The 23,141-nt window shown below is 40.3% G+C and carries 24 protein-coding genes; 21 read left to right on the top strand and 3 right to left on the bottom strand.

Annotated elements, in window-relative coordinates; genetic code table 11:
- The first annotated feature begins 65 nt into the window (after positions 1 to 65).
- The 3 genes from PGR14_RS09225 to PGR14_RS09215 all read left to right on the top strand — a co-directional run bounded on the left by PGR14_RS09225 (position 66) and on the right by PGR14_RS09215 (position 2,811).
- The gene (locus tag PGR14_RS09225; RefSeq protein WP_008374090.1) at positions 66 to 1,454 is read left to right on the top strand and encodes a citrate/2-methylcitrate synthase; all 1,389 of its coding nucleotides are present in this window, start codon (positions 66 to 68) and stop codon (positions 1,452 to 1,454) included.
- A 152-nt stretch (positions 1,455 to 1,606) separates the two neighbouring features.
- The gene (locus tag PGR14_RS09220; RefSeq protein ID WP_055155739.1) at positions 1,607 to 1,864 is read left to right on the top strand and encodes an HPr family phosphocarrier protein; all 258 of its coding nucleotides are present in this window, start codon (positions 1,607 to 1,609) and stop codon (positions 1,862 to 1,864) included.
- Between the two features lie 47 nt (positions 1,865 to 1,911).
- A complete protein-coding gene (locus PGR14_RS09215) occupies positions 1,912 to 2,811 on the top strand; it encodes a LysR family transcriptional regulator (RefSeq protein WP_008374087.1) in 900 nt (299 codons plus the stop codon).
- Between the two features lie 16 nt (positions 2,812 to 2,827).
- Here the strand turns inward: PGR14_RS09215 and PGR14_RS09210 are convergent, their stop codons facing one another.
- The gene (locus PGR14_RS09210; protein WP_242856274.1) at positions 2,828 to 3,916 is read right to left on the bottom strand and encodes a DUF3810 domain-containing protein; all 1,089 of its coding nucleotides are present in this window, start codon (positions 3,914 to 3,916) and stop codon (positions 2,828 to 2,830) included.
- Between the two features lie 641 nt (positions 3,917 to 4,557).
- Complete coding sequence (locus PGR14_RS09205) at positions 4,558 to 5,928, bottom strand: MATE family efflux transporter (RefSeq protein WP_055155742.1); 1,371 nt, start codon at positions 5,926 to 5,928, stop codon at positions 4,558 to 4,560.
- Between the two features lie 228 nt (positions 5,929 to 6,156).
- On the opposite strand from PGR14_RS09205, the gene PGR14_RS09200 reads away from it, so the two are divergent.
- From PGR14_RS09200 to guaA, 10 genes are all read left to right on the top strand, one after another.
- On the top strand, positions 6,157 to 6,564 hold the full coding sequence (locus PGR14_RS09200) for a MerR family transcriptional regulator (RefSeq protein ID WP_055248165.1): 408 nt from the start codon (positions 6,157 to 6,159) through the stop codon (positions 6,562 to 6,564).
- 210 nt (positions 6,565 to 6,774) lie between these two features.
- Entirely contained in the window at positions 6,775 to 6,933 is a 159-nt protein-coding gene (locus PGR14_RS09195) for a hypothetical protein (protein WP_156337650.1), read from the top strand.
- 160 nt (positions 6,934 to 7,093) lie between these two features.
- Positions 7,094 to 8,080: a hypothetical protein gene (locus tag PGR14_RS09190; protein ID WP_055248167.1), complete on the top strand. Its 987-nt coding sequence runs from the start codon at positions 7,094 to 7,096 to the stop codon at positions 8,078 to 8,080.
- A 28-nt stretch (positions 8,081 to 8,108) separates the two neighbouring features.
- Positions 8,109 to 8,618, top strand: a complete 510-nt coding sequence (locus PGR14_RS09185) for a DUF4230 domain-containing protein (RefSeq protein WP_082428300.1) — start codon at positions 8,109 to 8,111, stop codon at positions 8,616 to 8,618.
- Between the two features lie 376 nt (positions 8,619 to 8,994).
- Positions 8,995 to 9,333: a MerR family transcriptional regulator gene (locus PGR14_RS09180; protein WP_055248172.1), complete on the top strand. Its 339-nt coding sequence runs from the start codon at positions 8,995 to 8,997 to the stop codon at positions 9,331 to 9,333.
- 15 nt (positions 9,334 to 9,348) lie between these two features.
- Complete coding sequence (locus PGR14_RS09175; RefSeq protein WP_055248174.1) at positions 9,349 to 10,134, top strand: hypothetical protein; 786 nt, start codon at positions 9,349 to 9,351, stop codon at positions 10,132 to 10,134.
- 58 nt (positions 10,135 to 10,192) lie between these two features.
- Positions 10,193 to 10,906: a nucleotidyltransferase domain-containing protein gene (locus PGR14_RS09170; RefSeq protein WP_055248175.1), complete on the top strand. Its 714-nt coding sequence runs from the start codon at positions 10,193 to 10,195 to the stop codon at positions 10,904 to 10,906.
- A gap of 104 nt (positions 10,907 to 11,010) precedes the next feature.
- The gene (gene spoIIID, locus PGR14_RS09165; protein WP_055155744.1) at positions 11,011 to 11,265 is read left to right on the top strand and encodes a sporulation transcriptional regulator SpoIIID; all 255 of its coding nucleotides are present in this window, start codon (positions 11,011 to 11,013) and stop codon (positions 11,263 to 11,265) included.
- A 100-nt stretch (positions 11,266 to 11,365) separates the two neighbouring features.
- Complete coding sequence (locus PGR14_RS09160; RefSeq protein WP_055248177.1) at positions 11,366 to 12,730, top strand: MATE family efflux transporter; 1,365 nt, start codon at positions 11,366 to 11,368, stop codon at positions 12,728 to 12,730.
- Positions 12,731 to 12,930: 200 nt separating this feature from the next.
- The gene (gene guaA / locus PGR14_RS09155) at positions 12,931 to 14,478 is read left to right on the top strand and encodes a glutamine-hydrolyzing GMP synthase (RefSeq protein WP_008374035.1); all 1,548 of its coding nucleotides are present in this window, start codon (positions 12,931 to 12,933) and stop codon (positions 14,476 to 14,478) included.
- Positions 14,479 to 14,770: 292 nt separating this feature from the next.
- Here the strand turns inward: guaA and PGR14_RS09150 are convergent, their stop codons facing one another.
- A complete protein-coding gene (locus PGR14_RS09150; RefSeq protein WP_009247529.1) occupies positions 14,771 to 15,301 on the bottom strand; it encodes a helix-turn-helix domain-containing protein in 531 nt (176 codons plus the stop codon).
- Between the two features lie 448 nt (positions 15,302 to 15,749).
- On the opposite strand from PGR14_RS09150, the gene PGR14_RS09145 reads away from it, so the two are divergent.
- From PGR14_RS09145 to PGR14_RS09110, 8 genes are all read left to right on the top strand, one after another.
- The gene (locus PGR14_RS09145; RefSeq protein ID WP_009247528.1) at positions 15,750 to 15,938 is read left to right on the top strand and encodes a transcriptional regulator; all 189 of its coding nucleotides are present in this window, start codon (positions 15,750 to 15,752) and stop codon (positions 15,936 to 15,938) included.
- The gene (locus PGR14_RS09140) at positions 15,939 to 17,030 is read left to right on the top strand and encodes a site-specific integrase (RefSeq protein ID WP_009247527.1); all 1,092 of its coding nucleotides are present in this window, start codon (positions 15,939 to 15,941) and stop codon (positions 17,028 to 17,030) included.
- Entirely contained in the window at positions 17,020 to 17,355 is a 336-nt protein-coding gene (locus PGR14_RS09135) for a plasmid mobilization protein (protein WP_009247526.1), read from the top strand. Before PGR14_RS09140 ends, PGR14_RS09135 begins: the two co-directional genes overlap by 11 nt.
- The gene (locus PGR14_RS09130; RefSeq protein WP_009247525.1) at positions 17,345 to 18,499 is read left to right on the top strand and encodes an AAA family ATPase; all 1,155 of its coding nucleotides are present in this window, start codon (positions 17,345 to 17,347) and stop codon (positions 18,497 to 18,499) included. The genes PGR14_RS09135 and PGR14_RS09130 overlap by 11 nt, the downstream gene beginning before the upstream one ends.
- Before the next feature lie 355 nt (positions 18,500 to 18,854).
- Positions 18,855 to 19,994: a plasmid recombination protein gene (locus PGR14_RS09125; protein ID WP_019190307.1), complete on the top strand. Its 1,140-nt coding sequence runs from the start codon at positions 18,855 to 18,857 to the stop codon at positions 19,992 to 19,994.
- Positions 19,995 to 20,020: 26 nt separating this feature from the next.
- Positions 20,021 to 20,398 (top strand): TnpV protein, encoded by a 378-nt coding sequence (locus tag PGR14_RS09120; RefSeq protein WP_009247523.1) that lies wholly within the window; start codon positions 20,021 to 20,023, stop codon positions 20,396 to 20,398.
- 453 nt (positions 20,399 to 20,851) lie between these two features.
- On the top strand, positions 20,852 to 22,396 hold the full coding sequence (locus tag PGR14_RS09115) for an ATP-binding cassette domain-containing protein (RefSeq protein WP_009247522.1): 1,545 nt from the start codon (positions 20,852 to 20,854) through the stop codon (positions 22,394 to 22,396).
- 84 nt (positions 22,397 to 22,480) lie between these two features.
- Positions 22,481 to 22,978 carry a nucleotidyltransferase domain-containing protein gene (locus PGR14_RS09110; RefSeq protein WP_009247521.1) on the top strand — a complete coding sequence of 166 codons (498 nt, stop codon included), beginning with the start codon at positions 22,481 to 22,483 and terminating at the stop codon, positions 22,976 to 22,978.
- Positions 22,979 to 23,141 lie beyond the last annotated feature (163 nt).

Genomic DNA, 23,141 nt, shown 5'->3' with positions numbered 1-23,141 from the left:
GTTTCCGTCCTTCATTCATACTTTCTGCAGTATTTGCAGAGTCTTTAACAGAAAGGAGTAGGTGTATGACAAATTCAGTGAACAGTGCGAAAGATCTGGATAGCATTCTGTTTGATATTTCGCCGAAAATCAAGGAACTTGCCGGATTATGTGAAGCGAATACCGGGATCGACAAAGAACTTTTTGTAAAGCATGATGTAAAAAGAGGTCTCCGTGATGTAAACGGAAAAGGAGTCCTTGCGGGACTTACCAACATTTCCGATGTATGTGCCAAAAAGATTGTAAATGGCGAAGAAGTTCCGTGTGCCGGTAATTTGTATTATCGAGGCTATAACATCAAGGATCTGGTTCGTGGATTCCTGGATGCGGATCATTTTGGATATGAAGAAATTGCATATCTGCTTCTTTTTGGTGAACTTCCGACGGTTGTACAGCTGGATGGGTTTCATGAGACACTGACGGAGAGAAGGACACTTCCGCCGAATTTTGTGCGCGATGTTATTATGAAGGCACCGAGCCATGATATGATGAACAATATTTCAAGGGCGATTCTGAATCTGTATTCTTACGATGAAAAAGCTGATGATACTTCAATCCCGAATGTTCTCAGACAGTGTCTGAACCTGATCAGTGAATTTCCGATGCTGATGGTCTACGGATATCATGCATACAATTATCGTCAGGGTCAGGATATGTACATCTATGCACCGGATCCGCAGAAGTCCACCGCGGAAAATATTCTGATGATGCTTCGTGAAGACCGACAGTATACGGAGCTGGAAGCAAGGATTCTGGATATGGCACTTGTGCTGCATATGGATCATGGTGGTGGAAATAACTCTACATTTACTACCCACGTTGTCACTTCGTCCGGAACAGACACCTATTCTACAATTTCTGCTGCAATGGCATCGTTAAAAGGTCCGAAGCACGGTGGTGCAAACATCAAAGTGACGCAGATGTTTGCTGATATGAAAGAAGAGGTCAAAGACTGGGAAGATGACGATGAGGTAAGAGCATATCTGGAAGGTCTGCTTGCAAGGGAGAGGTTTGATAAAAAAGGTCTGATCTATGGAATGGGTCATGCGATTTATTCAGTATCTGATCCACGTGCTGAGATTTTCAAGAAATTTGTGGCTCAGCTTGCACATGAAAAAGGATACGATAAAGAATACGCACTTTATGAGAAAGTGGAACATATGGCACCGGAAATCATTGCCGAAAAAAGAAAGATGTATAAAGGGGTAAATGCAAATGTCGATTTTTACAGCGGACTGGTTTACCATATGCTTGGAATTCCGGAGCAGCTTTATACGCCGATCTTTGCCGCAGCGCGAATCGTTGGATGGAGTGCACATCGTCTGGAAGAGCTGATCAATGTGGATAAGATTATTCGTCCGGCATATATGCCACTGGCAGAGTATCGAGAATATAAAAATTTAAATGACCGATAGTGTTGACAAACTGCTATGTAGTATGTAAAATAAAGAAACAACTGATATATTCAAATGACATATCAGACATTTCAAAGAGACATTTCTCAAATTGTACGATATTGTGTAAACTAGACATCAGGAAAAAAAGACTTGCGGAGGGTTGACCTATTATGGTACAGAGGAATATACGTTTTATGACTACAGGACAATTGATGACTTTTTGTAATGTTTGCCAGAAGATGAATGCAGATATTACGGTAAAGGATGTGACAGGACGTTTCGAGATCGATGCCAAATCGATCGTGGGACTGATGACGATAAGAATGGGAGAGAAGATGCATCTTCTGATCGAAGGCGAAGAGGAACATCTGGCCGACAGTTATTTTGAAAAATTTGACTGTACACCGGTTACGATTCCGTTCAGTTAAAGGCGGCACTGGATATGCCGGAGATATACGGAACAAGGAGCAGGAAGATGGAAGTTACCTATGATTATTACCGTATTTTTTATTATGCGGCAAAGTATAAAAGTTTTTCACAGGCGGCGACAATCCTGATGAGTAATCAGCCGAATGTAACGAGGGCAATCCACAATCTGGAAAGTCAGCTTGGATGCAGATTATTTATCCGGTCTAACCGGGGAGCAGAGCTTACACCGGAGGGAGAACGGCTTTATTCACATGTTGCAATTGCATACGATCATTTGCATGCAGCAGAGCTAGAGCTTGAAAATGAAAAGAAGCTGGAACAGGGAACCGTAACGATCGGGGTAAGTGAGATTGCATTGCATTTGCTTCTGCTTCCGGTGCTGGGAGAGTTTAGAAGAAAGTATCCTAAAATCAGACTTCGCATTTCGAGTTATACAGCACCACAGGCGATACAGACGGTTCGGAACGGACTTTCAGATTTTGCGGTAGCATCTACACCGGCAGAGGTGAAAAAGCCTTTAAAGGCAATTCCGCTTCTTTCATTTAAAGAAATTCTGGTTGCGAATGCGGCGTACAAAGATATGTTTAAAGAACCGGTAAGTTTGAAAAAGCTGGTGGAGTATCCATTTATCTGCCTTGGGAAAAACACGTCAACTTATGATTTTTATACCAGATTTTTTCTGGAGCATGGAATTGCAATGACGGCAGATACCGAAGCAGCAACCATCGATCAGATTCTGCCGATGGTAAGACAGAATCTGGGAATCGGGTTTATTCCGGAACCGCTTGCACAGGAAGTGATCGAGCAGGGCATTGTCATTCAGGTTCCACTATTGGAAGAACCACCGGTAAGAGAAATCTGTTTTGTGGAAGATAAGAGCAGCCCTCACAGCATGGCGGCAAACGTATTGAAAGAGATGCTGTTTCAGGCTGGAGAGAAAGAGTAAACTTTATAAGAAAGAATTATTTTGACCGGAACCAGGTGATCATCAGATCAACCATCCGGTCATAACTTTTTATCCCGTCACTTTGACCATTTGCTTTCAGATAGTGGTCATTGATCTGACCAGATACTTCGGCGACCTTGCTGTCATATCGCTTCCAGAAGCTGCTGTTAGCCGAAAGATCTGCCTTTACATTGTCAGAAAGCCTGTTGTAGATTTCCACAAAGGTGTCGTAGTCGGCTTCGTAAAGTTCATTGGTTGCGTAGATCCAGCCAAGAAGATAGCCGCTGTAGTTGAAGGCGGTATCGTCGGCATTTACACAGGCGAGAAAACCGATAAAATTTGCTTCTTCCTCCTGCATAAATCCACGCAGATGCGAAAGCTCGTGACAGATGGTAAATGGAAGATTGTAGGAAACCATTGCGGAGTTATAGTTTGCCTCAATGGTAAATGGTGAATAGATCCCGGAAAGATTCTGTACCGAGAGAAAAGCCGGAAATAAAAGACCTTTTGGCTGTGGATAGTATCCGGAAAGTTCAGGGTAGGTAGCACCGAGGGAGAACATAGCAGCCCGTGCACGATCCTGCAGGTCCTTACCCATATCAGCAAGACCGTCAGAATCCCGGCCTAAAGAGTCAGAAAGTGTATTTAACTGATCAGTCAGTTCGTTGCATAAAGAGGTCAGTTCAGCCTGAGTATACTGACCGGATTCCAGGTGATATTTTTCTGCAAATGAAGTATGTCCGTAGTTGATTCCGCAGAAAAAAGTATAAATGGTAAACAGACATCCGCAGAGAAGCAGGAGTGAGGAACCGTAGCCGAGCCAGGCAGGGTTCTTTTTTTGGGCATACATTTTGTAAATGGAGCTGATCAGCATTCGGATCAAGGAAAGAAACAGAAGAATGACAAAAATATACAATCCAATTTCAGAAACAGAAAATTGGAAGATTCCAAAAAAGCGTCCGATGGACGAAACGAAAAGCGGGTAAATGGTGGAAGAATACCAGTCCGCAAATGCAGAGCTTTTGTGGCTGGTGAAAAGAGCAAGGAAACTTATGGCAAATAAAAGAATTGAAAGAATAAGTTTATGTAAAGTAGGGCGTTTCATAATAAATCCTTTCCGGTAATTAAGAATAAAAAGTATGATGTACCAGAGAGACATTCGTGCAAGGACGTAAAAGGTTTGAGTTCATTTGATGATGAATGGCCGTGACTAACGTTCTGTGCAGGTAGATATCCGGGCACACGGTACTGCATTTACAAATAAAATATGGGACGGAGGATAACCTTCGTCCCAGAATAATATTCTGTAAAAATCAAAGTGCGGCAATCGGGCATGCCCGATTGCGCTCACTTTATGAGGGGGGAGATAGTTGTTTCCCAACTATCCATCTATTACTATACGATGAAAATGTGTCAAAAGTGTTAAGAAATTATAAAATCTGATTAAAAATATAAAAATGATAGGTTTATAGAATATTAAAAAAATCCACAACGCAAGAACCTCTCCATAATGGAGAGGTTCTTGGTGTTTTTATTGTTATCTAAAAGGAATGAGAGTAAAGTGCAGCAATCAGAATTCTGACTGCTTCTACTTTATGAGGGGGGAGATAGTTACTTTATCAACTATCTGATTATTAGTATACAGATAATTTGTGACAGAAATATGTTCAAACTCTAAAAAAAATCAAAAAAATATGAAGAAGAAATAAACAAAACAGGAAAAAATAAAAAAGGTGGGTAGTTAAATTAATTGTCATTAGCGTCAGGTAGGTGTCTGCTGGTGTGGTGGAAGGTGAAGTAGAAAACAATTCCTTTGGTGATAGAGGTAATTGTAAGTGCCCACCATACACCATTCAGACCGAGGCTGGTTTGAGTGAGGATCATGGCAAGTGGGATTCTGGCACTGGTGAGGACAATGCTGATGATACTGCAAAGCTTTGTCATACCAAGACCGGAAAGTGCGCCGATGGTCATAAGCTCAATGGTCATAAAGGTTTCGCTGAATCCGATGATGATCAGATAGTTGATCGCAATCGCCAGAACATCTTTTTCGTGGAAGAAAAGGGAAGCAATCGGTCCTGGCAGGAATACGAAAGCACCGGTTACAATGAGTCCCCAGACAGCGAGGATTTTAAATGAAATATTATATCCTTTCCGAATACGGTCTGGTTTCTTTGCACCGTAGTTCTGACCAACGAAAGCATTTAACGCAGCAGCAAAGCCGTCAGCAGTGTTCCATGAAACAGATTCAATCTGTCCGCCGACTCGCTGTGTGGCAATGGCACCTGCCCCGAATGCAGAAACCATTCGTGTGAGAATCATGGAAATCATGCAGTAAATACTGCTCTGTACTGCTGTCGGAAATCCAATTTTAAAAATACTGATGTAGTATTTTGCAGGGAAACGCGACAGTACATGCATATTTTGCAGAATATTTGGTTCCAGATCAGAGTGCATAATCCGAATCAGCATGACGATCAGAACCAGTATCTGCGAGGTCACGGTAGCAACTGCAGCGCCAACAACCTCAAGCCTTGGAAATGGTCCAAATCCGAGGATCAGAATCGGATCCAGGATCATATTACCAACCAGTCCAAGAAGATTTGCCATAAGCGGTGTCTTGGAATCTCCCTGCGCAGTAGAAAGTCCGGTCAGAGTCAGATTTAAAAATGAAAACAGAATCAGTCCGCAGGTGATCAGTGTATATAATTTCGCAGCGGTATAAGTTTCTGCATCTCCGAGGTTAAAAAAGCCGAGCAGCGGATGAATAAACACGATACATACTGCAGCAAATAAAATTCCCAGTAAAAATGTAAGTCGCAGAGCGGAAGCGGCATATCCCCTTGCCTGTTCATAGTCTCCGCGTCCGCAGGCCTGTGCGACATTGACCTGTCCGCCCATTCGCGGAAGTGCTACGAGCCCTTGTGAGAGCCAGACGTACATTCCCCCAACGCCCACCCCGGCAACGGCTTTGGAACCCAGCATGCCTATCCATGCCATGTCCGTAATATTGTAGGCTGTCCCCAGCAGCGAGGAAGCCATGATCGGAAGTGCCAGCTCTGCCAGCGTCTTTAGAATCGGCCCGGAAGTCAGGTCGATTGTTTTTGTTTTACTCATTTTCTCAAATCCTTACCTGTAAAAATAATAAAATTCACCAGTGCTGCAAATATGTCAGCATGGCGTACTATGATAAGGATAACTTATGAGGAGGGGAAAGTCAATCTGGAGAATTCGCGAAATAAACACATTCTTTTATGAAAGCAGAGGAAAGGACTTTCGTAATTGGTATTGCCATCACGCTAGCGTGATAGCGTATCCTCAGAATTACGGAGAAAGGTAAAGAATGTGGTGAGAAAAGTAGAAGAAGTCAGCAGGCTGTCTGGAATCAGTAAGCGGACATTACAGTACTATGATGATGAAGGTATATTGCCGGCAAAACGGTCAAAAGAGAATTATCGCTTGTATGATGAAGTAGCAATGGAGAAGTTGTGGGAAATTTTATGGTATAAAGAGATGGGGTTTCAATTGTCGGAAATTAAGGAAATACTGGTAATGCCGAAAAAAGAACGAGAAGAGTACTTTGAGCAGAAAGTGAAAAGTATCGGGGAAAAGATTCAGGATTTGGAAGAGCAGAGAAAATTTGTACGACATATTGAAAAATATGGAAATGTTCCGGAACCAAATAACAGAGAAGGTGAAATATATAGTTACAAGGAACAAATTAAATACATAATAAAAGAGAGAGAAAAATAAAAGAATTAAATGAAATATGTGATCAGGTTAGATGATAAATAAAAAAACAGAATGAAGAAATAAATGGGATCTGGTGTAAGGTGAACTCAGAATCCCATTTATTTTAATTTTTTAGAATACAAGTAATAAATGGATATATAAGTGTTGGATAATACTTAAAATTGATAACGTAAAAAGTTTGGTAAAGCAACTATTTGAAGGGAAAGAAAAATGGAAGAAAAAGATATTGTGTTTAGTGCATATAGCAGAAAACTTTTGAGAGAGTTGAAAAATACACGATTATTATTAGAGAAAGGTGATATTAAGGGGGCAAAAAAATTACTGGAAGAAATAATTGATGAAACATATGCAGATATAGAGATAGAATGAAAATTAGATTTGCAAAACATTACAAGGCATTACAAAGCATATATTATTTGAATTGAACCGCAGAAAAATAAATGTTATACTTTGCTTAAGTGAAGCATAGAGAAGCATAAAGCGAGAAAGATAGGAGGAGAAAGGCGACAAGAGTTGTCAGAGGAGAGGAATGGAAAAAAAGTTTGGGAAATTGGTTTCGAATGTTGGGAAAAATGCAAAAGACATTTTAGAAAAATCAAAAAATAAGGCGGTTCAAATAGCTGATCAAAACGATGATGGAAAATTTGATTTAGAAGATGTTACAGCAATGGCTAATTCAGTTGGTAATATTGTGAAAAAAGGTGCACGGACATTAAAAGAAACAGCAGATGAAAAGGCACGGCAAATGGAACGAAAGACATTGTTACCAATTGTTTTAGAAGATTTGAATGATTATCAGATGCCGAAGCTGATAAGGATAACAGAGAGGGATAAAAAATATTCAGAGAGTGAAGTATGTAAAGGTTCTATAGGATTCTGGTCGGATTTTAAAGAGATGCGATTGATGAATATTTTTCGGGATTCTGTGAATGTATATGGAATATCATTTTATCCAAATTATGATAGTGAATTTTATTATGTTAATCCTGTCGATAGTGACAACTATATTGTACTTGATGAATATTTTGATTATTTGAAGCAGGTACGTGTTGGTGAATTACAGAAAATCGCACAGGATCTTGGAGCAAAGCATTTCAGAGTTACTTATAAAGAAGAGAAAACAGCATTTTCAGAAAGAAGAACGAATAAAAAAGTAGGAATAAAATCCGTTGGAGATGTTAGTGCAGAACAAAAAAGCGAAGAAAACAAATATTCAAAAATTGAAATAGCGGCTGAAATGGAATGCTCAGGGCATGCTCCTGTAAAACCGACGGTCAAGTATATGAAATATGATCCGAATGTACAAAAACTTATTGAAATGCGTATGGATGAGCAAGGGCCATTGAGACGTCAGACATTAACTATAAAACTCAGTAATTCTTCTGGGTTAAAGGAAAGCGAGGCTGTGAAAATAGATGCTATATTAAAAGGACTGAAGTGTACTGGAAATTCGATAGTCGTAAACGAAGTGAGAAATGAATCGAGAAGATACTTGGAATATGAGATTGATTTCTAAAAAAGGTAATAACTAAAGAAAAGAAGGAATAGAAATTAAGCATGAAACAAGTAGTGATGTTGAAATAATTAAAGAAAAATTAGAAAATATTGCAGAACTTAATACGGGAAGTTATTTGTGTACAGATGTAATAACACAGGCTGATTCAAAAAAATATAAAGACTGGAAAATTCCATTTACTGAGAAGAGTTTTATTGTGCAGTATGATGGAACTGTAAAAGCTGGAATTAAAGATCTTACCAAGACACAAGTATCTCAGAAAGGAGAAACAATTATTGTTCGGCTACCAGAAGTGGAAATTACTGGGATTGAAATTGATAATGATTCCTTTGAAAAATTAGATGAATCGAATAATATTTTTAATCCAATTACGGTAGAAGATTTGAATAAAGCTCAAAAGAATTTAAAGGAAGAAATGTATCAACGTGCTTTAGAAAAAGGTATTTTAGATATGGCTAAAAGTAATGCTGAAGAGGTGCTTAAAGGAATGTTGTCGGGAGCTAATGGTGATTATGATATAAAATTTGAGTGGCAATAAAAAAGAAACGAGTAGCCCCGCTGAACAATAATTTGTTGTACGGTAGTCAACTTCGTTTTCCAGAGTTATTCTAATAAAGTATTTTGAAAAAATTAATATACAGAATAATAATGTATTTGATAAGGTAGACTTAAAAAGGAGATTGTTGGAAAAAGTAATTATAAGAGATAAGATGATGTTGGTGTGACAACATTTTTAATCAAAATTAAATACTATTTTTACACGGCATCTGGCATAAAAGCCAGGTGTCTTTTTAATTCGCGAAAAAAACATGCCCTTTCAAGGAAAGATGGAAAAGATAACCAGAATTCCAAAATAAAAGTCTTTGACTGCACGCTGCGTGCAGCTATAGGCTAGAAAGAGAAGGAAAAATTGTATGACACTGCGGGAAATATGCGAAACATTGGGGGTATCTAGGAGGGCTCTACAAGGATATGAAAAAGCAGGACTGGTGGCTTCTACAGGTCGAAATAAGTATGGGCATTTGCTTTATGATGAAAAAGCCAGGGAAAGAATTGCAGAAATAAAGTTCTATCAGCAATTAGGATTTTCAATTAAAGAAATTAGTGACATTATTGATGCATCAAATGTTGTAGTAAAAAATGCTCTTGAACGGCAGGTACAGAAATTAGTAGAAGAAAAAAACCAGATAGATTATTTGATTGAACGGGCAAATCAAATAATTACCAAACTGGAAAAAGAAAACCATAATTAAGGAGAATTGAAGCATATGAAAAACAAAAAGAAAACGACAATCATCATTGTAGCAACAGGAATTATATTAGTAATAACAGGATTTATAGTATATTATACATGTTATCACAGATGGGATGACGCCACATGCACGAAACCAAAAACTTGCAGTATATGTGGGAAAACGGAAGGTGAAGCATTAGGTCATCAGTGGATGGATGCAACTTGCACGGAACCGCAAATTTGTTCCGTATGTAAAGAAACAAAAGGAAAAGCGTTAGGTCACAAGGCTGATACATGGTCTACAATAAAAGAAGCAACCTGTACCGAAGCGGGAGAAAAAGAAGCAACTTGCAAAAGATGTGGGAAAAGTCTGGTAGAAGAGATTCCTATGATGGAACATACACCTGGAGAATGGAAGATAATAAAAGACTATAAAATTAATCGTGATGGGACAGTCACTCCGGGGACACAGGCAATACAATGTACAGTATGTAATAAGGAACTGGAAACAAAAGAGTATACGATTGAATTAACGAATAGCCAGAAAAATGCGATTATCCGGGCATATGAAGAAGAAAATTCCTGGCATGTATCAAGAGACTATCTGATTAATGATATTTTGGTTGGATTCGATTACTTCAACGTAGAAGATGCTACATTTGCGGTAGATCATATGGATGTCAATTTTGATGAACAGGCGGTAGCATATGTGAGAAGTAACTCGTCTGGACAGTCCAGAGGCGAAGTGACAGAAATGATGCGCTATTATGGATACACAGAGGAACAAATCAATAATGCTTTTGAAAAGGCAGGATTTTAAGAAAGTTCAACTCGAATATCGAGTTAAAATGCGTTATTATTAAAATTAAATGATGTAAGTGGCAAAAGTTATTTTAACACTTACATCATTTAAGTGTGATTATACGCTGACAGAGAAAGAATTATGCCGGATGTTCATGCCGGGAAGCAGGGCATGGGGATTCGCATCGCCAGACAGTGATTATGATGTGAGGTTTCTATATGTGAGAACAAGAGAAGATTACTTACAGCTGGATCCTTTGCGGGATGTCATTGAACAGCCGATCAATGATTTACTGGATATTAACGGCTGGGATTTACAGAAAGCATTACGGCTGATGTATAAATCCAATCCGACATTATTTGAGTGGCTGAAATCGCCAATTATTTATATAGAAACAGAATTTGCAGATGAAATGAGAAGAGTGATGAGTGATTATTTTTCTGTGAAACACAGTCTGTATCATTATATCAGTATGGCAGAAGGAAACTACAAAAAATATTTGAGAACGGAAATGGTGAAAGCAAAAAAATATTTTTATGTATTACGTCCGTTACTGGCAGGTCAGTGGATTCTGGAGAAAGAGTCTCCACCGCCGATGCTATTTTCAGAACTGGTGGAGGCGGAACTTCCGGATGAAGTAAGAACAGAAGTGGAAGATCTTTTGAAAATAAAAATACATGAACCGGAGATAAAGAAGATTCCGAGGGTAAACAGGTTGAATGAATATCTGGAGAGTGAAATAGCAGGATTGAGAGAGAAAGCGGGAAAATTAGGGGAAGAAAAAAGGTGAGTTGGGAGAAATTGAATGAGATATTTTTGAAGGAAGTTTAATCAGACATACATCCCTTCGCCTTTGCATAGATTGTAAAAAAAACAAACTATGCAGGGGTTTTTATGAAAGATTATATTGAGGAGAGAGCGGTTGAGATTGCTTATTATATTATTGAAAATAAGGCGACGGTGAGGCAGACGGCGGTGGCGTTTGGGGTAAGTAAGAGTACGATACATAAAGATGTAACAGAACGTCTTCTCCAGATCAACCCATCTCTTGCAGGTGAGGCGCGAAAGGTTCTGGATCTGAACAAATCGGAACGGCACATCCGGGGCGGACTTGCTACCAGAGAAAAGTACCTGCATCAGCACGCATAAAAAATCCTTTTCTTTGCAAAAAGATGGTGTATTACATTTTTACAGTATATAATAGAGAAAACGGGGATATACAAAAGAGAAGGGACAGGAAAAGAGAAGAATGGGGAAAACGAAACAAAAACAGGATCGAAGTCATTATCTGTTTTCCAATCGGGAACTGGCAAATCTGATCGGACCTTTGGTAATCGAGCAGTTATTGGCAGTTTTTGTTGGGATGGCAGATTCTATTATGGTTGCAAATGTTGGAGAAGCAGCTGTGTCGGGCGTGTCGCTGGTTGACAATATTATGATTCTGATCATCAATATTTTTGCAGCACTGGCGACTGGTGGAGCAGTTGTTGCCGGACAGTATATTGGCAGGAAAGATGAAAAATCAGCATGTAAAGCGGCTACACAGCTGGTATGGTTTGTGAGTCTTAGTGCGGTTGCGATCATGATATTGGTTTACTTCGGAAAAGATATAATTCTGAATCAGGTATTTGGTCACATTACAGCGGAAGTAAAAGGACATGCAGATATTTATCTGCTAATTGTAACAGCTTCGATTCCATTTATCGCGTTATATAATGGTGGGGCAGCAATTTTCCGTGCGATGGGGAATTCGCAGGTATCCATGCGGGTATCGCTTTTGATGAATGCAATCAATGTAACCGGAAATGCAATTCTTGTGTTCGGATTACGGATCGGAACGGCGGGTGTTGCAATACCGACACTGATTTCCAGAATGGTTGCCGCGATAGTGATAACAGTGTTGCTCTGCAATCAGACACGTATCTTGCATATTGAGCGGACACGGAAAATCCGGTTTGATGGAAGAATGATACGGAAAATACTTGCAATTGGGGTTCCCAATGGTCTGGAAAACAGTATGTTTCAGCTGGGCAAAATTTTAGTGCTGAGTCTGGTTTCAACCTTCGGTACTTATGCAATTGCGGCAAATGCAGTTTCCAATGCGATTGCGCTGTTCCAGATTCTTCCTGGAATGGCGATCTCGCTGGCAATTACGACAGTTATTTCCCAGTGCGTCGGCGCAAATGACTATGAACAGGTACATTACTATCTGAAAAAACTGCTTGCGATCATTTATGTGGCAATGGTGGGAACGGTAGCACTTATTTTCCTTGCACTTCCATTGATTTTGAAAGCATACAATTTGTCAGATCAGACAGCTGCGGCAGCAACAAATATTATTCATTTCCATGGAATCAGTGCAATGATTATCTGGCCACTTTCATTTGCTCTTCCAGCAGCGTATCGTGCGGCAGGAGATGCAAAAGCCTGTATGTATACATCGATTGTGTCGATGTGGATTTTCCGGATCGGATTCAGTTATCTGGTAGGAAAATATATGGGACTGGGAGTATTTGGCGTGTGGGTTGCAATGGTGATCGACTGGGTAGTACGTGCAATCTGTTTTATTATCCGGTACTTTAATGGAAAGTGGAAACATGGGGCAATTGTATAAATACAGAAGAAAGTTGTCATTTGTAAGATGGTTAGAAAGATGATGCCTGAATATGAGTTTTAATTGCGAACCAGAGTTCAAACTTTGGTTCGGGCGATAGAAAATGCTTGTAAAACATCCAGAGCTCTACTATAATAAAATATAAAAGCAATAAATAGAAAAAGCGGTCTGAAAGGATCGTATTTTACAGGAGGAAAACCTTGAAGAACGAATTAGTGATTGTACTTGACTTTGGTGGACAGTATAACCAGCTTGTCGCAAGACGTGTCAGGGAATGTAATGTATATTGCGAAATTTATTCTTATAAGATTGATATCGAAAAGATTAAAGCAATGAACCCGAAGGGAATTATCCTGACAGGAGGACCGAATAGCTGTTACGAACCGGATTCACCGACTTATTCTGAAGAACTCTTTAAGCTTGGCATTCCGGTACTTGGTCTTTGTTATGGTGCACAGCTTATGTCTCACGTACTTGGCGGAAAAGTTGAAAAAGCTGACGTCAGAGAATATGGTAAGACAGAAGTCATCATCGACAAGAAAGATTCCAAAGTATTTGAAAATGTATCTGCAACAACAACCTGCTGGATGAGCCATTTTGATTATATTTCGCAGGTGGCACCGGGATTTGAGATTACTGCACACACAGCAGACTGTCCGGTAGCAGCAGCAGAAAATGCAGCAGAAAAGCTTTATGCAATCCAGTTCCATCCTGAAGTGCTTCATACACCGGAAGGAACCAAGATGATCAACAACTTTGTAAAGAATGTCTGTGGATGTGTCGGCGAATGGAAGATGGATGCATTTGTTGAAAATACCATCCAGGAAATCCGTGAAAAAGTTGGGGACGGAAGAGTACTTCTTGCGCTTTCAGGCGGAGTTGATTCCTCTGTGGCAGCAGGACTGCTTTCCAGAGCAATCGGCAAACAGCTTACCTGCGTATTTGTAGATCACGGTCTTCTTCGTAAGAATGAAGGCGATGAAGTTGAGGCAGTATTTGGACCGAATGGTCAGTTTGACCTGAACTTTATCCGTGTCAATGCACAGGAAAGATACTACAACAAGCTTGCCGGAGTTACAGAACCGGAAGCAAAGCGTAAAATTATCGGAGAAGAATTTATCCGTATTTTTGAAGAAGAAGCAAAGAAGATCGGTGCAGTAGAATTCCTTGCACAGGGAACGATTTATCCGGATGTTGTAGAAAGCGGACTTGGCGGAGAATCAGCAGTGATCAAGTCTCATCACAACGTAGGAGGACTTCCGGAGTATGTTGATTTCAAAGAAATCATTGAACCACTTCGTGATCTCTTCAAAGATGAAGTCCGCAAGGCAGGTCTTGAACTTGGACTTCCGGAGAAGCTTGTATTCCGTCAGCCATTCCCGGGACCGGGACTTGGAATCCGTATCATCGGAGAAGTAACGGCTGAAAAAGTACGGATCGTACAGGATGCAGATGCAATTTACAGAGAAGAGATTGCAAACGCGGGACTTGACCGCAGCATCGGACAATATTTTGCAGCCCTGACCAACATGAGAAGCGTTGGTGTTATGGGTGACGAGAGAACTTACGATTATGCAGTTGCACTTCGTGCAGTGAATACGGTAGATTTTATGACTGCTGAGGCAGCGAAGATTCCGTATGAAGTACTTGATAAAGTAATGAGCAGAATTATCAATGAAGTTCGAGGGGTTAACAGAGTATTCTATGATCTGACGAGTAAACCGCCGGGAACGATTGAGTTTGAATAAATCGAGTTGCTTAAAAAAGCCAGTGTTTATGCGGGTTTCAGCGATTTCGATTAGTCTTTTGATAACAAATTGATAACAGTCATAGCAAGTGCCATTATTCTTGTTATCCAGTGGTTTATGGGTAACGGAACAATTAACAGGTGGCTTGCAGACTAAAGTTCGGAGCTTGGCTCTGAACAAATTCCATATTATAAACTAAGCCCTTAGCTGTGGTTAATAACCATAGTTAAGGGCTTTTTTGTCGTTGCCAAAGCATCTGTAGGGAGCTGCCAGTGGCAGGTCCTGTAGGTGCTTATTTATCTTTCAAGTGGTCTTTGAATGCTTCCACGAGAGCGTCACTTAATTCCTGTGATGGAACTTTTGCCCAACGCTGTGTGGTGTCGAACTCTGGATAATGGTAACGCCAGTTATCGTATTCTTCTCTGTTGATTTCTTCGGAAGATAGCTTGTCTGCCTGTTCTTTCCAAGCATACAGCATTTTGAGGAGTTCATATGCTTCTCTGCCTTTGTCCTTGTTGACCTTTAAGCATACCTCTCCGTCTGCTTCACTGACAGTAAGACCGTAAATATCTTCAAGGGTAAACAGAGTGTGCATAAGACCGATATAGCTGTCTATGTCAGGAACATCAAGAGCCTGTGGAGAAACATCAAGCACCTGTGCCAATGCATTTGTAAGGTCTGCTTTCGGTTTGCGTGTACCAGTTTCGTACTGTGCCAAACGCACATCAGCACTCTTTTCTGGAAAACCGATTGCTGTACCGAGATACTTTTGTGTCATACCACGCATTAGTCTGAAAAAATGTATTCTTTCGCTGATAGCCATAATGATACGCTCCTTTTATATTTAGTGAAATAAGTATAGCAGAAATGTTTAGTGGAAGTCAAGAAAAACCGAAACAAAAATGTTTAATATTTTCTTTGCAACCACTTGACAATAGCAAATATGTTTAGTAAAATAAATTACGAATTAAACAAATATGCTTAATGCGACAACTGAATGACCGTCCGAAAAGCCAAACCGCCAAGACCTCGTCGGAGCAAGTTCCGTATCGTTCGCTTGTGTGCAAGCACAAAAGCTCATTCGCTGCACTGCTCCTCCTCTTCCCCAAAAGTCTCCGACTTTTCGGGAACCCCTATACGAGCGAGCGCCTGATGTACTGCGGTGCATTGGGACAGCACAGCGCCTGCCGACAAGCAGGAGTGCCTGTTGGAACTTTAACACGGAGAAAGCGGCAAGCAAAAAATTATTTTAAGAAAGGAAGAAAAAGGATATGGAAAACAGATTTATCCGAGCCGAAGATGTGGCTCAGGAACTAAACGTATCAAAACCTTATGCATATAAACTCATCAGACAATTAAATGAGGAATTGAAAGCAAAGGGCTTTATTACGATTGCAGGGCGTGTAAATCGCCAGTATTTTTACGAAAGGCTCTACGGAGCAGGAAAGGGGGAAATGTAAATGCCGGTATTTAAGAATGAAGATAACGGTACTTGGTATGTGATGGCAAGGTATGTGAACTGGAAAGGGGAACGCAAGCAGAAATGCAAGCGTGGCTTTGCTACCAAACGAGAAGCACAGGAATGGGAAAGAATGTTCAAATTGCAGACTTCTTCAGACCTTGATATGAGTTTTGAAGCCTTTACGGAGCTTTATATCAATGATGTGAAGAACCGTTTGAAGGAAAACACGTGGCTTACCAAAGAGCATATCATACGCACAAAGATACTTCCGTATTTCGGGAAACTGAAAATCAGCGAGATTTCCACAAAGGAGATTATTACTTGGCAGAATGAAATGCTTGCCTATCGTGATGAGAAGAAAAAGCCTTATTCACAGACGTATCTGAAAACGCTGCACAATCAGTTGTCCGCCATTTTCAATCACGCTGTCCGCTACTATGAACTGCGTTCCAATCCTGCGGCAAAGGTGGGAAATATGGGACGTGAGGAACACAAGGAAATGCTGTTCTGGACAAAGGAAGAATACAAGAAATTCTCTTTTGAGATGATGGACAAGCCTGTTTCCTTTTATGCGTTTGAAATGCTTTACTGGTGCGGTATCCGAGAGGGCGAGCTGTTAGCTTTGACTCCGGCAGATTTCAACTTTGATAAGGAAACAGTCACAATCAATAAATCCTATCAGCGTTTGAAAGGGCAGGATGTGATTACTTCTCCGAAAACGAAAAAGAGCAACCGCACGATTAAAATGCCGAAGTTTCTGTGTGAGGAAATGAAAGAATATCTCGGTATGCTTTACGGATTGAAGAAGAAAGACCGTATCTTTACGGTGACGAAAAGCTATCTTCATCACGAGATGGACAGAGGGGCAAAGGCGGCAGGCGTGAAGCGTATCCGCATTCACGATCTCCGTCACAGCCACATTTCACTCTTGATTGATATGGGCTTTTCTGCGGTGGCGATTGCTGACCGAGTTGGTCACGAAAGTATTGATATTACTTATCAGTACGCACACCTCTTTCCGTCAAAGCAGATTGAGATGGCAGAAAAATTAGATGATTTAGGGAAAGGAGATTTTGAAAATGTCAGCTAAGAACAGAGATAACAAAAATCGTTGGAGGAATATCACAGTAGGGTTTCGAGTATCGCCCGAAGAAAACGAACTCATTAACAGAGCTGTAGCTCTATCAGGATTGCCAAAACAGGAGTATTGTTACCGCCGTTGCTTAAATCAGGATGTGGTGGTACAGGGCAATCCGAGAGTGTATAAGGCGTTGAAAACGGAATTTGCCACAGTCCTTGCGGAACTGAAAAGGATTGAAGCAGGAAAAGGTGTGGATGATGAACTGCTGAGTGTAATAGAACTGATTTCCATTATTCTCGGCGGTTTGAAAGGAGAGGATGCGAATGGAGAATAAAAAAGAAATGACTATTCCAAATGTATCTGCGGCAACAGATGCGGAACAGTCACTTTCCAAATGTACTGACAATAGTATAGTCAATCAGGATACGGATTTCAAGGGGTACGAGCAATCTTTTGAAGAAATGCAAAGGGAAATACTCAGACAGTTAGACCCTTCCTATCTGAAAACAGTATCAATGACAACGCTGTATGATACGGTGTTTGAGGTTCAGACACCACTTATCGACGGTCTGCTCCAAAGGGGAACTTACCTTTTCGTAGGTTCCCCGAAAGTGGGAAAGAGCTTTATGATGGCACAGCTTGCCTATCATATCAGCACAGGCACACCGCTTTGGGAGTATAAGGTGCGTAAGGCAACGGTGCTTTATTTTGCCCTTGAAGATGATTACCCACGTTTGCAGAAGCGATTGTTTCAGATGTTCGGTGCAAAGGAGACAGGCAATCTGTATTTCGCAACGGAATGTAAAACGGTCAATGGCGGACTGGAAGAACAGATAAGAGGGTTTATGAGGGAACACCCAGACACAGGCTTGATTATCATAGACACCTTAAAGCGTGTGCGTGAAGCAGGCGGAGCAGATTACAGCTACGCAAGTGATTATGATGTTGTGGCAAGGCTGAAAGCGTTGGCAGACAGTTACAAGGTTTCAATGCTTATTGTTCATCATACACGCAAACAAAAATCGGAAGATATATTCGATATGATTTCAGGCACGAATGGTCTGATGGGTGCGGCAGACGGTGCATTTGTTCTCAGTAAGGACAAGCGTACTTCCAACAATGCCACACTTGATGTTGCTGGCAGAGACCAGCAGGATATGAAAATCCATCTTGTAAGGGACAGCGAGCGATTGGTGTGGAACTTTGCAAAATCGGAAACGGAGATGTGGAAAGAACCGCCCGAACCTCTGCTTGAGAAGATAGCGGATACGCTCTTTTCGGAAAGTGACAGATGGGAAGGAACTGCTTCGGAACTTTGCGAAAGGCTTGCGGTGGATATAAAGCCGAATGTACTTTCTTTAAGGCTCAGTATCAACGCAAGCAGGCTGTTTCGTGATTACGGTATCCGTTATCAGAACAGCCGCACACACGACGGAAGAAAGGTTTCACTTTGGAAAGAAACCGAGCAGACGGCGTGACAAACGGTGTCAAAGGTGTCAATGTTTTTGAGAGCAGCACGCTGTGAAAAACATTGTCACCATCGTCACACTTTGACACCGGATAAAGTTTAGGGGAGTGTGCAGAGAGTGCCTTTTCAAAGGCGGCTCTTTGGTCTCGCCTGCTGGCTCGGTCGGTTCGCAGGCGTGTGTGCCACCGGCACACGCTCACCCCTCGGAGAGCCTTCGGAGAACGCAAAACCTGTTTACAGGTCGCATTTTTGATGGGTGTACCCGTCAAAAGTGCTTTTGCGTTACTTTTGACAAAAGTAACAAAACCTGAGAATGTTGAAATTTACAGATGGGAGATGAAAAAATGCAGAGAACGATAAGTGCAATGGTCGGTAAAGGCTCGGTCAATCACAATAGCCGAAAGTTCCGAGCAGAAAATGTAGACGGAACTCGTACTCATCTCAATATCGACTACTGCAATGAAAATATAAAGACAGTTTATCACGAATTGTTTGATGAAGCATTGGAAAGATACAATGCCAAGCAGATAAGGTCAGACCGAAAGATAAAAGATTATTATGAAAAAATCCGAAGTTCCAAGCAGGAAAAACCGTTCCACGAAATCATTTTACAGGTGGGCGGTAAGGGAAATATGAACGCCGATACGGAAAACGGAGAACTGGCAAAGCAGATTTTAGATGAATACTATCAGGGTTTTCAGGAGCGAAATCCACAGCTTCGGGTGTTCTCGGCTCATCTGCATATGGATGAAGCTACACCACATCTGCACATAGATTTTGTACCTTTTACCACAGGCAGCAAGCGTGGACTTGATACAAGAGTGTCACTAAAGCAGGCTCTTGCAACGCAAGGTTTTAAGGGCGGCAGTCGTGGCGATACGGAGTGGTCGCAATGGATACAGTCCGAAAAAGAACAGCTTGCGGCGGTGATGGAACGTTATGGGATTGAGTGGGAACATTTAGGCACACACGAAAAACATCTTTCTGTTTTGGATTATAAAAAGCAGGAAAGAGAAAAAGAAGTGGCGGCATTAGGTGCGAAAATCGAGCAGAAACAGATTGAATTTGATGTGTTGTCGGAACGAGTATTGAACTATGATAAGGCAAAAGACGAGCTGTCAAATCTTGAAATAGAGCTTGATACTGCACCGAAATATCAGTTGCCAGAACCAGAGAAATTTATGACTGCAAAGGCATATAAAACCAAAATGGCAGAGCCGGTTGTAAGGAAATTGAAGCAACTTGTCAAAACGGTGCTTGCCCGCTGCTTTGAGGGGTGGGACAACTATCATAGGCTGAATACAGCGAATGCACAGTTATACCGCACCAATCAGCGTTTGGAGAAAGTCAATGAAAGATTGACCGAAGAAAACAAAATCCTAAAAGCAGAAAATAAAGATTACAGCCTGCTCCGTAAGGTTTTTGGTCGCAAACAGATAGATGATTTGTTGGAGCAGGCAAGAACAGTTAAAGGTCGCAAGCGTGATAATACACGATCACGATAGACAAAAATCACAGGAGGAAAAGGAAAATGACAAAGACAATTTTTGAAGAAATGGGCGGAACTTATAGACAGGTGGGTGATTATTTATTGCCGAACATCACAGTACCAGCCGAAGAAGAAATAGAGCCGATTGGTTTATGGGGGAAACGACATGCAAGGCATTTAAAGGAACACTATAAAGTGTTATATATGAACCTGCTGACAAGCGGAAAGCTGCATAGTTATCTTGCAGAAGTCGATAAGCAAGCAGAGGATATGTTTCTTCGACTGGTAAAGGAATATGCCGACAGACAAGATGTGACGGAACAATTAAAGAAAGATAATCCCTACGAATGGATTGGAAGAATGAATAATATTCAGGCTTGTGTGAGGGAAGTTGTAGGAACGGAGTTGATTTACACATAAGCGTTTTACGGTATGGTGCTCCTGCGTTTGCTGGAGTGCTGTGGTTGTGGTTGTAAAGAGGTTGTGAAAGATTGAATTTCGTAATGGTTGGATGTATAATTAGGAAGTGAAAATTTTAATTTGCACTTCCATAAGGTGAAATGTATTGACACAAAAAATACAGTATGATAGTATTGCCATTAGAAGAAAGAAAGGCACATTTTGTGTAAGGTGAGGAAATGATTAATAGATAATTTGATTTAAGTAAGACACATATAGTTATTGAGCCTGTAGAGAATAGGTTTGTTTTGTGTACGCTTAAGTTGGATTATCGCAAGAGGCATTTCCTTTGTTTTCCTTTTGGAAAAGAAATAAGGGGCTATTTAGCGAGTCTATTTTTGCGTATGCAAAAAAGACTCGTTTTTGTGTGTTCAAAATAATAATTGGCTCAGACTTCGAAAAGGAGAAACTTTAATGTTGCAGATAAAAAAATTAAATTTAACACATAAAAAAGACCTGAGAATAATTCTTAATGATTTCAACCTTGTGCTAAATGATGGAGATAAGGCAGTTATTATTGGAGAAGAGGGAAATGGGAAATCGACATTAATGAAGTGGATATACAATCCGTCGCTTGTAGAAAACTATATAGAAGCAGATGGGGAAAGGATAATGGGACACGAACGTCTTGGTTATCTTCCGCAGGAGATGCTCGATGAAGATAAGGAAAAAACAATATACGAATATTTTTCTGAAGAGGAAATATTCTGGGAGAAAACGCCTAAAGAATTGTCTGTTATTGCGGGAAAATTTGGAATGAAAAATGATTTTTTCTACAGTAACCAGACAATGGGTAGTCTTTCAGGAGGCGAAAAAGTCAAGACACAACTTATGAGGCTTTTCATTCGCGATGTTTCTGTGCTGTTGTTGGACGAACCTTCCAATGACATCGACATTGCGACGCTTACATTACTGGAAAAAATCATAAATGACTGGAAGCACATTGTGCTTTTTATTTCACACGATGAAACGCTGATAGAGCGTACTGCCAACATGGTGATACATATCGAGCAGATTATACGAAAAACAAAGGCGAGATATACCGTGGCAAAGCTTCCCTATAGACGCTATGTGGAAGAACGGCTTCATAAATTTGAAATCCAAAAACAGCGGGCACTGAGTGACCGTAGGGAGAAAAAGATTCGCGATGAAAAATATCAAAGAGTTATGCAGAGTGTACAAGGTGCATTAAGAAGTTGTACCAGACAAGCACCGTCTGTTGCCAAAAACTTAAAGGACAAAATGCATACGGTTAAGGCAATGGAACGAAGATTTGAAAAAGAAGATGAAAATATGACTCAGATGCCGGAACAGGAAGAAGCAATCTTTGTCAAATTAGGGGATGAAAACTCACACATTCCCGCAGGAAAAACGGTCATAGAATATGAACTTTCAAAGCTTGTGACTCCGGATGGCAAAAGAATTTTAGCAGAAGGAATTCATTTAAAAATAAAAGGTTCAGAAAAAATCTGTATGATAGGAGCCAACGGGGCAGGAAAAACGACTCTTCTAAAAAAGATAGCGGAAGAACTCCTAAATCGGAATGACATTAAAGCAGAATATATGCCTCAAACTTATGAAGACCTGCTGGATTTGGATGTTACACCGGTTGATTACCTTGATAAAACAGGAGATAAAGAAGAGCGTACAAGAATTAGAACATACCTTGGTTCACTTAAATACACACCAGATGAAATGGAGCATCCGATTCGGGAGTTATCAGGCGGACAAAAGGCGAAAGTGCTTCTCTTGAGGATGAGCTTAAGTGGTGCAAATGTTCTTATTCTGGATGAACCGACAAGAAATTTTTCACCATTGTCCGGTCCGGTAATAAGAAAAATGCTCCGAGAATTTCCGGGGGCTGTCATTAGCATTTCTCACGATAGAAAGTATATTGAAGAGGTGTGCGATAAAATATATCAGCTAAATCCTAATGGATTACAGCTAATTGGTGATTGATAACAAAAAGGATGAAAGACTGACAAATTTCAGGCTTTTAGTGAGTTGGAAAGCATACAAAGATTTGAATTTGGAGGATAGATTATGGTACGTACAGAAGATGCATGTGAAATTATAAAATATGCTTTGCAAAACGAAATTAAAGTATATTTAGATGGCGGATGGGGTGTTGATGCACTTCTTAAAAGAGAATCAAGAATACACAATGATATTGATTTGTTTGTTGAACTGAAACATTATCATGATTATATTTATGTGATTAAGCAGCATGGATTTGAGGAAGTAAATACTGATTATACAACGGATGGTCATACTGTCTGGAAAGATGATAAACAAAGAATCATTGATTTACATTGTTTTGAATTTACAGATGACGGAATTGTTTATGAGGGAGATATATTTCCATCAAAAACTTTTTCCGGTATTGGAAAAGTTGGAGATATAACTGTTTCTTGTATTGAACCATTGAGTCAGGTAATGCTTCATTTGGGATATGAACACGATAAAAATGATGTGCATGATGTGATGCTGTTGTGTGAAACATTTCAAATAGCAATACCAGATGAATATAAGGAAAAGTAAAATTTCAGTTTTGTGTTGAATCTCTAAGCAAAATAGCTTATAATTTGACATGCTACATATAGTTATTATCCACAGTTATCGAGTAGGTGTTATCAATGCCGATAACAAAATGATAACATTAGCTCGTATAGGCAGGATAATATGGATATATCAAATAATCAAA

The sequence above is a fragment of the Coprococcus sp. AF99-45 genome (assembly GCF_027663865.1).
Lineage (GTDB): Bacteria > Bacillota > Clostridia > Lachnospirales > Lachnospiraceae > Allocoprococcus > Allocoprococcus comes.
Note: the sequence above shows the minus strand (reverse complement) of the source record. Positions and strands in the feature narration are given on the sequence as shown.

Excerpts from the sequence above, each read along its gene's own strand:
- PGR14_RS09225 (WP_008374090.1), top strand. The coding sequence starts at position 66 with ATGACAAATTCAGTGAACAGTGCGAAAGATCTGGATAGCATTCTGTTT.
- PGR14_RS09220 (WP_055155739.1), top strand. The coding sequence starts at position 1,607 with ATGGTACAGAGGAATATACGTTTTATGACTACAGGACAATTGATGACT.
- PGR14_RS09215 (WP_008374087.1), top strand. The coding sequence starts at position 1,912 with ATGGAAGTTACCTATGATTATTACCGTATTTTTTATTATGCGGCAAAG.
- PGR14_RS09210 (WP_242856274.1), bottom strand. The coding sequence starts at position 3,916 with ATGAAACGCCCTACTTTACATAAACTTATTCTTTCAATTCTTTTATTT.
- PGR14_RS09205 (WP_055155742.1), bottom strand. The coding sequence starts at position 5,928 with ATGAGTAAAACAAAAACAATCGACCTGACTTCCGGGCCGATTCTAAAG.
- PGR14_RS09195 (WP_156337650.1), top strand. The coding sequence starts at position 6,775 with ATGGAAGAAAAAGATATTGTGTTTAGTGCATATAGCAGAAAACTTTTG.
- PGR14_RS09190 (WP_055248167.1), top strand. The coding sequence starts at position 7,094 with ATGGAAAAAAAGTTTGGGAAATTGGTTTCGAATGTTGGGAAAAATGCA.
- PGR14_RS09180 (WP_055248172.1), top strand. The coding sequence starts at position 8,995 with ATGACACTGCGGGAAATATGCGAAACATTGGGGGTATCTAGGAGGGCT.
- PGR14_RS09175 (WP_055248174.1), top strand. The coding sequence starts at position 9,349 with ATGAAAAACAAAAAGAAAACGACAATCATCATTGTAGCAACAGGAATT.
- spoIIID (WP_055155744.1), top strand. The coding sequence starts at position 11,011 with ATGAAAGATTATATTGAGGAGAGAGCGGTTGAGATTGCTTATTATATT.
- PGR14_RS09160 (WP_055248177.1), top strand. The coding sequence starts at position 11,366 with ATGGGGAAAACGAAACAAAAACAGGATCGAAGTCATTATCTGTTTTCC.
- PGR14_RS09150 (WP_009247529.1), bottom strand. The coding sequence starts at position 15,301 with ATGGCTATCAGCGAAAGAATACATTTTTTCAGACTAATGCGTGGTATG.
- PGR14_RS09145 (WP_009247528.1), top strand. The coding sequence starts at position 15,750 with ATGGAAAACAGATTTATCCGAGCCGAAGATGTGGCTCAGGAACTAAAC.
- PGR14_RS09140 (WP_009247527.1), top strand. The coding sequence starts at position 15,939 with ATGCCGGTATTTAAGAATGAAGATAACGGTACTTGGTATGTGATGGCA.
- PGR14_RS09135 (WP_009247526.1), top strand. The coding sequence starts at position 17,020 with ATGTCAGCTAAGAACAGAGATAACAAAAATCGTTGGAGGAATATCACA.
- PGR14_RS09130 (WP_009247525.1), top strand. The coding sequence starts at position 17,345 with ATGGAGAATAAAAAAGAAATGACTATTCCAAATGTATCTGCGGCAACA.
- PGR14_RS09125 (WP_019190307.1), top strand. The coding sequence starts at position 18,855 with ATGGTCGGTAAAGGCTCGGTCAATCACAATAGCCGAAAGTTCCGAGCA.
- PGR14_RS09120 (WP_009247523.1), top strand. The coding sequence starts at position 20,021 with ATGACAAAGACAATTTTTGAAGAAATGGGCGGAACTTATAGACAGGTG.
- PGR14_RS09115 (WP_009247522.1), top strand. The coding sequence starts at position 20,852 with ATGTTGCAGATAAAAAAATTAAATTTAACACATAAAAAAGACCTGAGA.
- PGR14_RS09110 (WP_009247521.1), top strand. The coding sequence starts at position 22,481 with ATGGTACGTACAGAAGATGCATGTGAAATTATAAAATATGCTTTGCAA.